This is a genomic window from Mitsuaria sp. MSU3D (genome assembly GCF_056867975.1).
In genome coordinates, this window is sequence record NZ_CP200314.1 from 144,474 (window position 1) to 157,960 (window position 13,487).

Consider the following 13,487-nt stretch of genomic DNA (forward strand, 5'->3'; position numbering starts at 1 on the left):
CGTGGCCCCTTCCGCTCCCCGCCGATGGACCGGCGCGCTGACGCCGATGCCCGGCGGCAGCGCGCTGGCGCGCGCCGTGCTGGGCGCCTTCGGCTGGCGCATCGTCTGCGACGGCCTGCCGGCGAAGCAGGGGGTCGTGATGGTCTATCCGCACACGTCGAACTGGGACTTCCCGGTCGGCGTGCTGACGAAGTGGAGCCTGGGCTTCCAGCTGAAGTTCTGGGCCAAGGACAGCCTGTTCAAGCCGGCGGTCGTCGGCCGCTGGATGCGCGCGATCGGCGGCGTGCCGGTGAACCGGCGCTCGGCCAACGGCATGGTCGCCGACACGGTCCAGCAGATGCTCGAGGCCAAGGCGCGCGACGACTCCTTCTGGCTGATCGTGGCGCCCGAGGGCACGCGCGGCCATGTCGATCACTGGAAGTCCGGCGCGTACCACGTCGCCGTCCAGGCCGGCGTGCCGGTCGGGCTGGCCTCGTTCGACTTCTCGACGAAGCGCGTGCTGTTCACCGACTTCGTCGAGGTCAGCGGCGATCCGGCGCAGGACTTCGCGCTGTTCGCCGAGGTGCTGGGCGGCCGCCAGGGCAAGCACCCCGGGAACGCCGGAGCGATCCGGTTGAAGACTGACCCCCGACCGGCGTCCCCCCCAGCCGCCCACCCCGCATTCCACCCCGAAGCCGCCAAGGACGGAGATCCCCGATGAATACGCAACTGGTGCGCGATTACCTGCTCGGTCTGCAGCAGCGGATCGTCACGACGCTGGAGCGTCTGGACGGTCAGGACTTCATCACCGACGCCTGGCAGCGCGAGCCCGGCGGCCGCCTCGAAGGCGACGGCCTGGTGCGCCTGATCGAGAACGGCGCCGTGTTCGAACGCGGCGGCGTCAACTTCTCGCATGTGCGCGGCCGCGTGCTGCCGCCGTCGGCGACGGCGCATCGGCCCGAGCTCGCCGGCGCGCCGTTCGAGGCGATGGGCGTGTCGCTGGTGCTGCACCCCCACAACCCGTTCGTGCCGACGGTCCACATGAACGTGCGCATGTTCGCGGCGCTGCCGCCCGACCGCGAGCCGGTCATCTGGTTCGGCGGCGGCATGGACCTGACGCCGTACTACGGCTTCGAGCGCGACGCGCAGCATTTCCATCGCACCTGCCGCGCGGCGCTGGAGCCGCACGGCGACGCGCTTTATCCGCGCTTCAAGCAGTGGTGCGACGAGTACTTCCACCTGAAGCATCGCAACGAGCCGCGCGGCGTCGGCGGCATCTTCTTCGACGATTTCGCCGAGGGCGGCGTCGAAAAGGCGTTCGGCATGGTCCAATCCGTCGGCGACGCGTTCCTGCCCGCCTACGAGCCGATCGTCGATCGTCGGCACGGCCTGGCCTACGGCGAACGCGAGCGCGACTTCCAGGAATACCGGCGCGGACGTTACGTCGAGTTCAACCTGGTCTTCGACCGCGGCACGCTGTTCGGGCTGCAGTCGGGCGGGCGCACCGAGTCCATCCTGATGTCGATGCCGCCGGTGGCGCGCTGGCGCTACGACTGGCAGCCGGAGGCAGGCTCGCCCGAGGCGAAGCTCTACAGCGACTTCCTCCGCCCCCGCGACTGGGCGGACGAAGTGCCGACGCACCTGTGGTTCTGAAGGGACGCGAGTGAGCGACAGCGCTGCCGAGGGGCCCTCGAACGGCTTGAACCACCCGGACCGCCCGGACCGGGCACGGCAGGTCGGATGGTTCGGCGGGTCCTTCGATCCGGTGCACCGCGCGCACCTGGCGCTGGCGCATGCGGCGCTCGACCAGCTGGCGCTGGACGAGGTCCGCTGGATCGTCGCCGGGCGACCGTGGCAGAAGTCGGGCCGCCAGATGGCGGACGCCGCGGACCGCGCCGAGATGGTGCGGTTGACGATCGCGGGGGCGGGCGGGGATCCGCGCTTCGTCCTCGACGATCGCGAGATGACACGCGCCGGGCCGAGCTACACGCTCGACTCGGTGCGCGAGTATCAGCAGGAGCGCCCCGACGACGCGCTCTGGCTGATCCTCGGGCAGGACCAGTTGGCCGGCTTCCCAAGCTGGAACGGCTGGGAGGAACTGGTCGAGCGCATGGGGCTGGCAGTCGCGGCCCGCGCGCAGGACAAGGTACAGGCGCCGGCGGCGCTGCTGGAACGGCCGCATCGGCTGGTCCGGCTGACGATGCCGGCGCTGGAATGGTCATCCACCGAGGCCCGCCGACTGGCGGCCGAGGGCGCTGACGTAGGGCCCGTGGTGGGCGACGAGGTGGCGGGTTATATTGCCCGGCACCGTCTCTACAGTGAGAACTGAATGGACATCAAGAAACTGGAACGTGCCATCGTCGATGGTCTTGAGGATGTGAAGGGCCAGGACATCCTGGTCTTCGACACCGAGCGCCTGTCGCCGCTGTTCGAGCGCGTGATCATCGCCTCGGGCACGAGCAACCGGCAGACCAAGGCGCTGGCCTCCAGCGTGCGCGAGACGGTCAAGAAACGCGGCATGCAGGTCATGCGCACCGAGGGCGAGGACAACGGCGAATGGATCATCGTCGACTGCGGCGCCGCCGTGGTCCACCTGATGCAGCCGGCGATCCGCCAGTACTACCACCTGGAAGAGATCTGGGGCGGCAAGCCGGTGAAGCTCAAGCTGGGCAACAGCGGCACGAAGCTGGTGAAGGCGTCCGAGCCGATGGACGACGAGGACGACGCGCCGAAGGCGAAGAAGTCCTCCGCCAAGAAGGCCGACAAGGCTGACAAGGGCGCGGACAAGAAGGCCGACAAGAAGGCCGAGAAGGCTGAGAAGGCCGAGAAGGCTGAGAAGGCCGACAAGAAGTCCACCAAGCTCAAGTCCGTCGACGGCGAGGCGATCGGCGCCGCGTCCAAGAAGGCCCCGACGCGCGCGACCGGCACGAAGTCCGCCGCCGCGAAGTCGGCGACGAAGGCCGCGCCGGCGAAGTCCGCCGCGACCAAGTCCGCCAAGCCGGCTGGCAAGCCTGCCGCCAAGAAGACGAGCATCAAGACCACCGCGGCCGCGGCCAAGCCTGCCGCCAAGACCGCCCGCAAGCCCGCCGCCACCAAGGCGCCGGTCGAGACGGTGAAGGTCGGCAGCAAGAAGCCGGCGACGAAGAAGGTCTCGCCCAAGGTCGCCGCCGCCAAGCCGGCGGCCGCGGCGAGAAAGCCGGCGGCGAAACCGGCGGCCAAGTCGGTGTCCAAGCCCGCCGCCAAGAAGACGACGGTGAAGACCGGCACGAAGTCCAAGGCCAAGGCCTGACCCCGTGCGCCTGGTGTTGTGCGCGGTCGGCCAGAAGATGCCGGCCTGGGCCGATGAGGCCTATGAGGATTTCGCCAAGCGCTTCCCGCCCGAGATGCGGCTGGAGCTCAAGGCGGTGAAGGCGGAACCGCGCACCACCGGCAAGTCGACCGAGCAGCTGATGGCGGCCGAGGCCCAGCGCCTCGACGCCGCCTGCCCCAAGGGCGCCAGGCGCGTGGTGCTCGACGAGCACGGCGAGCGCGTCACCTCGAAGCAGCTCGCGCAGCGGCTCGAGACCTGGCGCGGCGACGGGCGCGACGTCGCGATCTTCATCGGCGGCCCGGACGGGCTCGACGCCAGCATCAAGTCGCGCGCCGACGAGAAGCTGCGCCTGTCCGACCTGACGCTGCCGCACGCCTTCGTCCGCGTGCTGCTGGCCGAGGGCCTCTACCGGGCCTGGTCCGTCATGGAAGGGCATCCTTACCACCGCGAATGATCGCCGCGAGTGAGCCGTTCCGAGGATCCGCCTCGCCGATCGGCCTCGATCCCACTTCGACACGCCATCGCCTCCGCAACGCTTCAGCGCCACGACATGACTGCCGTCCCTTCGCCCGACTTCGTCTACCTGGCGTCCCAGAGCCCGCGCCGCCGGCAACTGCTGGAACAGATCGGCATCCGCCATGAACTGCTGCTGCCCGGCGCCGAGGAAGATGCCGAAGCGCTCGAGGCCGTGATCGACGGCGAATCGCCCGACGCCTACGTGAGCCGCGTCACCGCGGCCAAGCTCGATGCTGCGCTGCAACGCCGCGAACGCCGCGGCTTGCCGCAGGCGCCGGTGCTGTGTTCGGACACGACGGTGGCGATCGGCGATCGCCTCCTCGGCAAGCCCGACGACGCCGCGCATGCGTCGGCCATGCTGGCCAGCCTGTCCGGCCGCGAGCACCGCGTGCTGACGGCCGTCGCCATCGGCACGCCGGACGGCCGCGTGCTGAGCGCGGTCAACGTGTCGCTGGTGCGTTTCGCCGAGATCGGCGACGAGCGCCTGCGCGCCTATGTGGCTTCCGGCGAACCCATGGGCAAGGCCGGCGCCTATGCGATACAAAGTCAGGCCGCCGCCTGGATCGAACACATCGCCGGCAGTTATTCGGGCATCATGGGCCTGCCGTTGTTCGAAACGGCTCAGCTGTTGCGGGAGGCCGGTGTCGTTGTCTGAGACCGGAGCGCGGCGCGGAGCCTGACGAAGCATCAAGAGCGGACCCTGGACCGACAAAGCTTTCCGTAAGGCGACTCGAGCGTTGCCGCCAGCCCCGAGGCTGACGAGAGCGCTGGAGTACAAGAACATGGAAGACATCCTGATCAACTGGACCCCGCAGGAGACGCGGGTGGCTGTGGTCGAGAACGGGGCCGTGCAGGAACTGCACATCGAACGGACGCTGGAACGCGGCCTCGTCGGCAACGTCTATCTCGGCAAGGTCGCGCGGGTGCTGCCGGGCATGCAGTCCGCCTTCATCGACATCGGGCTGGAGCGGGCGGCCTTCCTGCATGTCGCGGACCTGCACCTGAACGGCGTGAATCCCCGCGGCCATCACGGCGCGCACGGGGACGGCACCCAGGCCGTGCCGATCGAGCGCCAGGTCTACGAGGGCCAGGCCTTGACCGTGCAGGTCATCAAGGACCCGATCGGCACCAAGGGCGCGCGGCTGTCGACGCAGATCTCGATCGCCGGCCGGCTGCTCGTGCACCTGCCGCAGGACAACCACATCGGCATCTCTCAGAAGATCGGTTCGCCCGAGGCGCGCGACGCGTTGCGGGCGCGCATGCAGACGCTGGTCTCGGCCGGCGTGCAGGACGGCAACACGGGCGGCTTCATCCTGCGGACCAACGCCGAGGAGGCCAGCGACGAGGAACTCGGCGCGGACATCGGTTACCTGCGCAAGACCTGGAACTCGATCCGCGAGAAGTCCTTGAGCCTGCCGCCCGGCAGCCTGCTGTTCCAGGACCTGAGCCTGGTCGAGCGCGTGCTGCGCGACCTGGCCAGCGACCGGACCAATTCGATCCGGATCGACGCCAAGCTCCAGTACGACGTGGTGCGCCAGTTCGGCGAGACCTACATGCCGACGGCGACCGCCAAGCTGGAGCTGTATCGCGGCGAGCGCCCGATCTTCGACCTCAACAACATCGATGCGGAGATCGCCCGCGCGCTGGCGCGGCGCGTGGACCTGAAGTCAGGCGGTTACCTGATCATCGACCAGACCGAGGCGATGACGACGATCGACGTCAACACCGGCGGCTTCGTCGGCGCGCGCAATTTCGACGACACGATCTTCAAGACCAACCTCGAGGCGGCGGGCGCCATTGCGCGCCAGCTGCGGCTGCGCAACCTGGGCGGGATCATCATCGTCGACTTCATCGACATGACCCGCGAGGAGCACAAGACCGCGGTGCTGCAGGAGTTCCGCAAGCAGCTCAGCCGTGATCGCACCAAGGTCACGATCGGCGGCTTCACGCAGCTGGGGCTGGTCGAGCTGACGCGCAAGCGCACGCGCGAGTCGCTGGCCCGCATGCTCTGCGAGCCGTGCCCGACCTGCGAGGCCCGCGGCCAGGTCAAGACCGCCCGCAGCATCTGCTACGAGATCCTGCGGGAGATCCTGCGCGAGTCGCGCCAGTTCAATCCGAAGGAGTTCCGCGTGGTGGCGGCGGCCAACGTCGTCGAGATGCTGCTCGACGAGGAGAACCAGCATCTGGCCGGGCTGTCGGACTTCATCGGCAAGCCGATCTCGCTGACCGCCGAGCCGACGAACCAGACCGAGCACTACGACATCGTGCTGATGTAGGCCCGGGAGGGCCGGCCGAAGATCGCGGCGGCGCAGGTCGACGCCAGCGGCCAGGGCACGGTCGTCAAGCCTTCCTCGAAGCCGTGGAGCGCGAGCGCCGTGGCCTGGTACGCGGGCATCGCGGGCGCATGGTCATGGATCACGCCGGCGGTCGCGGTGGCCGCGGCCACCGCCGCATCGCGCACGCTCATCGGCGACTGCTCCAGGTACGCCAGCACCGGCAGGGTGAGGCGCTCGTGCACTTCGACGAACGCCAGCCGGGACAGTGCCGCGCTCTTGCAGTGATGATCGACCTCGTCGAGGTGGAGCGCATGGCCGAGCTGCTGCAAGGTCGCCAGCAGGACCTCCCGCAGCCGGGCACCGTGAAGCTCGGCCTCTTCCGACGGCAGTCGCATGCCCGGCGCGAGCGTGGCGATGTCGACGCGGAAGCTGCGGAACATCAGCAGACCCGCCAGCCGTGCGGCGCCGAGGATCTGCGTCTGCGCGTGGGCGAGGCCGTCCTCGATCACCAGCCGGGCGCGGACCAGCCGGTGGAAGTGCGCGGTCGCCGCCACGACGTGCTTGAAGGAAATGCCGGTCATCGCGAGGACTCCTTGGGGATCCGTTCCCACAGTTCCGTGCCGCTCTGCGCCAGCGCGAGGCGCACGCGGGCATCGGACACGACCTGCCCCCAGACCGTGCGCAACCGGGCCGCGAGTGCACCGGGCAGTCGCGGCGGTGCGAGCAACGCGTTCCAGGCCGGCACGTCGCGCATGTCGAGGTCGTCGAAATCCGCACGATCCGGCGGATCGGCCAGTGCCGCACCGGCCGCGAACCGGGGATCGGCGATCGACGCGGGGAGGGCGCTGGCCACGCCGGCCAGGGACGGCGGCGTCGACAGCGGCGTCAGCCATCGACCGAACATGCGCGGCGGGAACACGGTGACGAACGGGAGCTGGCCGACACGCGCGATCGGGGTGAAGTCCTCCGCCGAAGCGGTCGGGGGCTGGAACGGGTCGTCGGCCAGGCGCGCGGGGCGCTCCAGCAAGGTGCTGCAGGTCAGCAGCAGCATCCGTCCGTCGGGTGGCGCGCTCGCCACCTGGCGCGACGCGACGTAGCCCTGGCGGTCCGGGAGATTGCGTACCAGCACCTGCTCCCCTGAACGCTCGCGCCAGACCAGCGCCATCGTGCGCGCGACATGGTCCGGTCCGCTGCCGGCACTGAACGGGATCACCAGCGTCAACGACCCTTCACGGGTGTCCGTGGCGGGGGGCGGCGTCTGGGCCAGTACGGCCCGGTAGAGCCCGATGCACACCAGGCACACGATGGCGATCAGCCACGCCTGGACCGTGCCGCCCATGCGCGGCAGAAGCAGGCGGCCGACGAACGACCACCAGGACCAGGCGGGCGGGCGATGGACGGAGGGCGGCAGGGACATGACTTCCTTTCGGTGGTCGCGCCGGGGCGCGCGGGCGAAAGAAGTGATTCTGGGAAAAGGCCGGATCCGACGCCATGACTGCAATTGATGGAACGCGCCGTTGAAATCAACTGGTTCGAGTAGTCGGCCAACTTGTCCATGCAGGGTGGCGCGCTGCTTGCCGAGGGCCTTGCCCTTTGTAACCTCGCCGATCCGAAACACCCGTTCAGGCCTCGGGCACAATCAGGCCTCCATTCGTTCCGCAAGCCGATGAGCACCAAGACGATTGCCACCCCTTCCGCTCTTCTTCCTCCCGGCATCGGCGCGCTGACGCGCCGTGGACTGCTCGGCGGCATGGCCGCAGGGCTGGCGATGCCGGCGCTCGCGCAGTTCCGGGTCGAGATCGCCGGTGTCGGCGCCACCCGGCTGCCGATCGCGATCAGCGACTTCAACAACGAATCGGCCACCGGCCAGCCCCTGGCGGCGATCATCCGCGCCGACCTCGAGCGCAGCGGCCAGTTCAGCATCGTGCCCGGCCAGGCCGGCATGAGCGAGACCTCCCAACCCCAGTTCGTCGACTGGCGCGCGCGCGCCGCCGACGCGCTGGCGGCCGGTTCCGCGACGCGCCTGGCCGACGGCCGTTTCGACGTGCGCTACCGCCTGTGGGACGTCGTCAAGGGCACGGACCTGGGCAGCGAGAGCGTCCCCGTCGTCGCCGGCGACCTGCGCCTGGCGGCGCACAAGATCGCCGACACGATCTACCAGAAGCTCACCGGCGAGCGCGGCGTCTTCGCCACGCGGCTGGTCTACGTGAACAAGGCCGGCCCGCGCTACTCGCTGCGCGTCGCCGACGCGGACGGCGAGGGCGAGCAGACCGTGCTCAACAGCCCCGAGGCGATCATTTCGCCGGCCTGGTCGCCGGACGGCAACGAGGTCGCCTACGTCAGCTTCGAGTCGCGCAAGGCGGTGGTCTGGATCCAGGACCTGCGCACCGGCAAGCGCCGCAAGGTCGCGGACTTCCGCGGCACCAACAGCGCGCCCTCGTATTCGCCGAACGGCCAGCAACTGGTGGTCACGCTCTCGCGCGAAGGCGGCTCGCAGCTGTACCTGATCAACAAGGACGGCTCGGGCGCGAAGCGCCTGACGCAGACCTCGGCCATCGACACCGAGGCGACCTTCTCGCCCGACGGCGCGCAGATCTACTTCGTCAGCGACCGCGGCGGCGCGCCGCAGATCTACCGCATGCCGGCCGGCGGCGGCAACGCGGAGCGGGTCACCTTCAGCGGCAACTACAACATCAGCCCGTCCATCAGCCCCGACGGCCGCACGATGGCCTATGTCACGCGCGTGGGCGGCGGCACCTTCAAGCTGTGCGTGATGGACCTCGGCGGCGGCCAGGTCCAGCAGATCACCGACACGAGCGACGACGAGAGCCCCAGCTTCGCCCCGAACGGCAAGCTGATCGTCTACGCGACACGCGCCGGCGGCCGCGACGTCCTGATGACGACGACGCTCGACGGCAAGGTCAAGGCGAAGCTGGCCACGCCGGGCGTCTCGGACATCCGGGAACCCGCGTGGGGCCCCTTCGGCAACTGAGGACCTCCGGTGCCGAGCGCTCGCACGTCCGGGAAATCGACGCATTTCGCAACGCCGGGCACATGGATTGCCTACGTTGGCGTCGCGCTTCGCCCATCCCGTGCGAAGCGTGATCGCGACGATTCGACGACCCCTCCGCGCCGGCATGCCGGCCCCACGGATGTGTTAGCCGATGATTCACAATTGCTGTTCCCCGCGGCTTCACCGGCGGCGCTGTCCACCGCCATGTCCAGACCGTAACTCCCGCCCGCTTGACCTCTAGGAGCGTATGCCCATGAAACTCGAAAAACTGATGCTTGGCCTGGTGGCCGCGGCAGCCCTGTCCGCCTGCAGCTCGACCAAGCTGGATGAACCGGCCCCGGTCGAGAACAAGACCCCGGTCGTGACGCAGCCGAGCGGCCCGCAGGTCGACCCGAACGCCAACGCGCAACGCAAGGTCGAGACCGTCGACCTGGGTGCCCAGCTGGACGCCGCCGTGTCCAACCAGCGCGTCGTGTTCTTCGACTTCGACAGCTTCGTCGTCAAGGACGAGTACCGCAGCCTGATCGAGAACCACGCCAAGCGCCTGAACAACAAGAAGGCGCTGCAGCTGAGCCTCGAAGGCCACGCCGACGAGCGCGGCGGCCGCGAATACAACCTGGCCCTGGGCCAGAAGCGTGCCGAAGCCGTCGCCAAGTCGCTGACGCTGCTGGGCGTGTCCTCGGGCCAGGTCGAGGCGGTGAGCTTCGGCAAGGAGCGTCCGACCGACACCGGCCACAACGAAGAGGCGTGGGCCAAGAACCGTCGCGTCGAACTGCGCGACAAGTGATCCGGTGACATGAGCATGCTGCGATTCCATCGTTCCTTCCCCTTCGCGCCGGTGTCGGCGGCCAAGGCCGCGCTGATCGGCGTGCTGATGGCGCTGAGCGCCGCCGGCCCCGCGCGGGCGGCGCTGTTCGAGGACGACGAGGCCCGCAAGGCCATCCTCGACCTGCGGACCAAGATGGCGCAGAACGAGGACGCGCAGCGTGCCCGTGTCACGGAGCTGCAGGGCCAGCTCGAGACCGCGCGACGCGGTCTGCTGGACCTGTCCGGACAGATCGAGGCGCTGAAGTCGGACCTGGCCAAGATGCGCGGCCAGAACGAACAGCTGGCGCGCGACCTGTCCGAAACCCAGCGCAAGGTGGCCGACCAGTCGGCCACGCTCGACAACCGGCTGCGCCCGCTGGAGCCGCAGAAGGTGTCGCTGGACGGCAAGGAATTCCAGGCCGATCCGGAAGAGAAGCGCCAGTTCGATGCCGCGATGGGCCTGATCCGCCGCGGCGACTTCAACGAGGCGGTGTCCGCCTTCACGTCCTTCCTGCAGCGTTTCCCGGCGAGCGGTTTCTCCGACTCGGTGCGCTTCTGGCTGGGCAACGCGCAATACGGCAAGCGCGACTACAAGGGCGCGATCGCGACCTTCAAGGCCTTCGTCGCCGCGAATCCGGACCATCCGCGCGCGGCCGAGAGCCTGCTGGCGATCGCCAACTGCCAGATCGAGCTCAAGGACACCAAGAGCGCCCGCAAGACGCTGGAAGACCTGCAGAAGGCCTACCCCGGCAGCGAGGCCGCGAAGGCCGCCAAGGAACGCGCTGCGGGACTGCGCTGAACCGCTTTGCCGACCTGCTGAGGACGCGCTCCGGCGCGCAACGATCTTGAGTCTGGAGACCGGGCACGGCCCCCTCGATCTGGAAGCGGACGCGGAGCGCCGCTTCGGCGGTCTGCGCCGTCTGCACGGTGAGCGGGACTACGCGCGGCTGCGCGCGGCGCGTTTCTGCGTCGTGGGGCTGGGCGGCGTGGGCTCCTGGGTCGTCGAGGCGCTGGCCCGCATGGGGGTGGCGCGACTGGTGCTGGTCGACCTCGACCATGTCGCCGAATCCAACATCAACCGCCAGGTGCAGGCGCTCGGCAGCACGCTGGGCATGGCCAAGGCGGAAGCGCTGAAGCAGCGCATCGCGGACATCCACCCGGGCTGCGAGGTCGTCACCATCGAGGACTTCGTCGACGACAAGAACTGGCCCTCGCTGCTCGGCGACGTGCAGGTCGACGGCATCGTCGATGCCTGCGACCAGGTCCGCGCCAAGGCGCAGATCGCGGCGTGGGCGAGGGCGCTCAAGCTCCCCCAGATCTGCATCGGCGCCGCCGGCGGCAAGCACCGGCCGCAGGACGTCGAGATCCTGGACCTGTCCGAGACCACCCATGATCCGCTGCTGGCCAACCTGCGTCAGCGGTTGCGCAAGTTCCACGCCGCGCCGCGCCAGGGCGCGATGGGCGTGACCTGCGTGTTCTCGCGAGAGCCGGTGACGCGGCCGGAAGGCGTCGATGCCTGCGACCTGGATGGCAACCTGAATTGCCATGGGTATGGATCGAGTGTCGCGGTCACTGCCGGCTTCGGCATGGTCGCGGCGGCGGAGCTGGTGAAACGGTATCTGAAGGCGCTTGCGCGACCCCAAAAAACCGTCCTATAATGTGAGGCTCTGCTGAGGGGCGAACACCTCGAAGCGATGCAGCGGAGGTCGGGGCAACTCGGCTTTCACTGCTTGAAGCAGGCTTAGGCGTGCAGGCTTCGGGTCGTTAGCTCAGTCGGTAGAGCAGCGGACTTTTAATCCGTTGGTCGCAGGTTCGAATCCTGCACGACCCACCATCGTTTCAGATGGCAGTCAGTTGATTGTTCTCGGGGGCTCTTAGCTCAGTTGGTAGAGCAGCGGACTCTTAATCCGTTGGTCGAAGGTTCGAATCCTTCAGGGCCCACCAACCGATCCTTGTCGGATCGTCAGAGTGAAAGACGCGCAGGATGTTGCGTGCGATTCACGGACGACGAGACGATGTCAGAGGGGATTTGGTGTGACGAGGACAAAATATCTGACATAATCTCGGCTTCGCAAGTTTCGATAGAAACCTGCAGGACGACAAGAAGACAAAGAGAATTTCGGGCTCTTAGCTCAGTTGGTAGAGCAGCGGACTCTTAATCCGTTGGTCGAAGGTTCGAATCCTTCAGGGCCCACCAGAACAAAGGGGTTGCAGCAGTGCTGCAACCCCTTTTTCCTTTTCTGCGCCGGATGTGCCCGGAAAGTGCGCCGGAAACTGATTCCGGCATCCGCCTTCGAGTATCGGGTTTTGGCCGCTCGGCTAGACTGCCCGTCGACATTCCTCTGATCGCCACGATCACCTTCGCCCATGTCCCAAGCTCCCCAGATTCAAGAAGCGCCGCTGCTGCAGGCCCTGCAGCAGGTCGTCGATCCCAACACCGGTCGCGATTTCGTCTCCACGAAGCAACTCCGCAACCTCAAGGTGCAGGGCGACGCGGTCAGCTTCGACGTCGAGCTGGGCTATCCCGCCGCCAGCCAGATCGATGCGCTGCGCGCGGCGCTGGTCGAGGCGGCGCGGTCGGTGCCGGGCGTCGGCAACGTCAGCGTCGGCGTGACGACCAGGATCACCGCCCACGCCGTCCAGCGCGGCGTGCAACTGCTGCCGGGGGTGAAGAACATCATCGCGGTGGCGTCCGGCAAGGGCGGCGTCGGCAAGAGCACGACGGCCGCCAACCTGGCGCTGGCGCTCTCGGCCGAAGGCGCGACCGTCGGCCTGCTCGATGCGGACATCTACGGCCCCAGCCTGCCGCTGATGCTGGGCATCCATGGGCGTCCGGAGAGCACCGACGGCCAGACGATGGAGCCGCTGGAATCGCATGGCCTGCAACTGATGTCGATCGGTTTCCTGGTCGAGGACGACCAGGCGATGGTCTGGCGCGGTCCGATGGCGACGCAGGCGCTGGATCAGCTGCTGCGCCAGACGCGCTGGCGCGATCTGGACTACCTCGTGATCGACATGCCGCCGGGCACCGGCGACATCCAGCTGACCTTGTCGCAGCGCGTGCCGGTGAGCGGCTCGGTGATCGTGACCACACCGCAGGACATCGCGCTGATCGATGCGAAGAAGGGTCTGAAGATGTTCGAGAAGGTCGGCGTGCCGATCCTGGGCATCGTCGAGAACATGGCCATCCACATCTGCAGCCAGTGCGGCCATGCCGAGCACATCTTCGGCAGCGGCGGTGGCCAGCGCATGGCGGAGCAGTACTCGCAGGAGCTGCTCGGCTCCCTGCCGCTGGCGCTGTCCATCCGCGAGCAGGCCGACAGCGGCAAGCCGACGGTCGTCGCGGAGCCCGACGGCCCGCACGCCCAGGCCTACAAGCAGATCGCGCGCAAGATCGCGGTGAAGCTGGCCGGCCAGGCCAAGGACTACTCATCGAAATTCCCGACGATCACCATCTCGAAAAACACCTGACCCCACCGCCCGCGGCGGTCCCTCCACGCAGTGCTGCACTGCAACGGGAGCCGCGCAGGCCGGTGCCCCTCGGAGCGAATTCCGAGCGGCGAGGAGGAGATTGAGCGCAGAGGGG

14 protein-coding genes and 3 tRNA genes are annotated in these 13,487 nt (G+C 68.4%); 15 read left to right on the forward strand and 2 right to left on the reverse strand.

Annotation, left to right across the window (positions count from 1 at the left end):
* Position 1 precedes the first annotated feature (1 nt).
* From AC1VNM_RS00625 to rng, 7 genes are all read left to right on the forward strand, one after another.
* Positions 2 to 700, forward strand: coding sequence for a 1-acyl-sn-glycerol-3-phosphate acyltransferase (locus AC1VNM_RS00625; protein WP_483105504.1), 699 nt, complete (start codon positions 2 to 4; stop codon positions 698 to 700).
* Positions 697 to 1,632, forward strand: a complete 936-nt coding sequence (gene hemF, locus AC1VNM_RS00630; RefSeq protein ID WP_377156646.1) for an oxygen-dependent coproporphyrinogen oxidase — start codon at positions 697 to 699, stop codon at positions 1,630 to 1,632. Before AC1VNM_RS00625 ends, hemF begins: the two co-directional genes overlap by 4 nt.
* Positions 1,633 to 1,642: 10 nt before the next feature.
* Positions 1,643 to 2,308 (forward strand): nicotinate (nicotinamide) nucleotide adenylyltransferase, encoded by a 666-nt coding sequence (gene nadD, locus AC1VNM_RS00635; RefSeq protein ID WP_483105505.1) that lies wholly within the window; start codon positions 1,643 to 1,645, stop codon positions 2,306 to 2,308.
* On the forward strand, positions 2,309 to 3,268 hold the full coding sequence (gene rsfS, locus AC1VNM_RS00640) for a ribosome silencing factor (protein ID WP_483105506.1): 960 nt from the start codon (positions 2,309 to 2,311) through the stop codon (positions 3,266 to 3,268).
* A gap of 4 nt (positions 3,269 to 3,272) precedes the next feature.
* Positions 3,273 to 3,743, forward strand: coding sequence for a 23S rRNA (pseudouridine(1915)-N(3))-methyltransferase RlmH (gene rlmH / locus AC1VNM_RS00645; RefSeq protein WP_483105507.1), 471 nt, complete (start codon positions 3,273 to 3,275; stop codon positions 3,741 to 3,743).
* Between the two features lie 96 nt (positions 3,744 to 3,839).
* Positions 3,840 to 4,460: a Maf family protein gene (locus tag AC1VNM_RS00650; RefSeq protein ID WP_483105508.1), complete on the forward strand. Its 621-nt coding sequence runs from the start codon at positions 3,840 to 3,842 to the stop codon at positions 4,458 to 4,460.
* Between the two features lie 127 nt (positions 4,461 to 4,587).
* On the forward strand, positions 4,588 to 6,081 hold the full coding sequence (rng, locus tag AC1VNM_RS00655) for a ribonuclease G (protein ID WP_483105509.1): 1,494 nt from the start codon (positions 4,588 to 4,590) through the stop codon (positions 6,079 to 6,081).
* Here rng and AC1VNM_RS00660 read toward each other — a convergent pair.
* Both AC1VNM_RS00660 and AC1VNM_RS00665 read right to left on the reverse strand, forming a co-directional pair.
* Positions 6,060 to 6,662 carry a hypothetical protein gene (locus AC1VNM_RS00660; RefSeq protein ID WP_377156635.1) on the reverse strand — a complete coding sequence of 201 codons (603 nt, stop codon included), beginning with the start codon at positions 6,660 to 6,662 and terminating at the stop codon, positions 6,060 to 6,062. The two genes, rng and AC1VNM_RS00660, sit on opposite strands and share 22 nt — an antisense overlap.
* A complete protein-coding gene (locus AC1VNM_RS00665; protein WP_483105510.1) occupies positions 6,659 to 7,498 on the reverse strand; it encodes a type 2 periplasmic-binding domain-containing protein in 840 nt (279 codons plus the stop codon). The genes AC1VNM_RS00660 and AC1VNM_RS00665 overlap by 4 nt, the downstream gene beginning before the upstream one ends.
* 249 nt (positions 7,499 to 7,747) lie before the next feature.
* On the opposite strand from AC1VNM_RS00665, the gene tolB reads away from it, so the two are divergent.
* From tolB to apbC, 8 genes are all read left to right on the forward strand, one after another.
* Positions 7,748 to 9,073: a Tol-Pal system beta propeller repeat protein TolB gene (gene tolB, locus AC1VNM_RS00670; RefSeq protein WP_483105511.1), complete on the forward strand. Its 1,326-nt coding sequence runs from the start codon at positions 7,748 to 7,750 to the stop codon at positions 9,071 to 9,073.
* Positions 9,074 to 9,347: 274 nt separating this feature from the next.
* Positions 9,348 to 9,881 (forward strand): peptidoglycan-associated lipoprotein Pal, encoded by a 534-nt coding sequence (gene pal / locus AC1VNM_RS00675; RefSeq protein WP_377156631.1) that lies wholly within the window; start codon positions 9,348 to 9,350, stop codon positions 9,879 to 9,881.
* Positions 9,882 to 9,890: 9 nt separating this feature from the next.
* Positions 9,891 to 10,700, forward strand: a complete 810-nt coding sequence (gene ybgF, locus AC1VNM_RS00680; protein WP_377156630.1) for a tol-pal system protein YbgF — start codon at positions 9,891 to 9,893, stop codon at positions 10,698 to 10,700.
* A 46-nt stretch (positions 10,701 to 10,746) separates the two neighbouring features.
* Positions 10,747 to 11,559 (forward strand): tRNA threonylcarbamoyladenosine dehydratase, encoded by an 813-nt coding sequence (locus tag AC1VNM_RS00685; protein WP_377156628.1) that lies wholly within the window; start codon positions 10,747 to 10,749, stop codon positions 11,557 to 11,559.
* A 100-nt stretch (positions 11,560 to 11,659) separates the two neighbouring features.
* Positions 11,660 to 11,735, forward strand: a tRNA-Lys gene (locus AC1VNM_RS00690).
* A 34-nt stretch (positions 11,736 to 11,769) separates the two neighbouring features.
* A tRNA-Lys gene (locus tag AC1VNM_RS00695) sits at positions 11,770 to 11,845 on the forward strand.
* A 177-nt stretch (positions 11,846 to 12,022) separates the two neighbouring features.
* Positions 12,023 to 12,098, forward strand: a tRNA-Lys gene (locus AC1VNM_RS00700).
* A 170-nt stretch (positions 12,099 to 12,268) separates the two neighbouring features.
* On the forward strand, positions 12,269 to 13,372 hold the full coding sequence (gene apbC, locus AC1VNM_RS00705) for an iron-sulfur cluster carrier protein ApbC (RefSeq protein ID WP_483105512.1): 1,104 nt from the start codon (positions 12,269 to 12,271) through the stop codon (positions 13,370 to 13,372).
* Positions 13,373 to 13,487: the final 115 nt, after the last annotated feature.

Coding starts and splice junctions, on each gene's coding strand:
- hemF (WP_377156646.1), top strand. CDS start 697: ATGAATACGCAACTGGTGCGCGATTACCTGCTCGGTCTGCAGCAGCGG.
- rsfS (WP_483105506.1), top strand. CDS start 2,309: ATGGACATCAAGAAACTGGAACGTGCCATCGTCGATGGTCTTGAGGAT.
- AC1VNM_RS00650 (WP_483105508.1), top strand. CDS start 3,840: ATGACTGCCGTCCCTTCGCCCGACTTCGTCTACCTGGCGTCCCAGAGC.
- rng (WP_483105509.1), top strand. CDS start 4,588: ATGGAAGACATCCTGATCAACTGGACCCCGCAGGAGACGCGGGTGGCT.
- AC1VNM_RS00660 (WP_377156635.1), bottom strand. CDS start 6,662: ATGACCGGCATTTCCTTCAAGCACGTCGTGGCGGCGACCGCGCACTTC.
- AC1VNM_RS00665 (WP_483105510.1), bottom strand. CDS start 7,498: ATGTCCCTGCCGCCCTCCGTCCATCGCCCGCCCGCCTGGTCCTGGTGG.
- tolB (WP_483105511.1), top strand. CDS start 7,748: ATGAGCACCAAGACGATTGCCACCCCTTCCGCTCTTCTTCCTCCCGGC.
- pal (WP_377156631.1), top strand. CDS start 9,348: ATGAAACTCGAAAAACTGATGCTTGGCCTGGTGGCCGCGGCAGCCCTG.
- ybgF (WP_377156630.1), top strand. CDS start 9,891: ATGAGCATGCTGCGATTCCATCGTTCCTTCCCCTTCGCGCCGGTGTCG.
- apbC (WP_483105512.1), top strand. CDS start 12,269: ATGTCCCAAGCTCCCCAGATTCAAGAAGCGCCGCTGCTGCAGGCCCTG.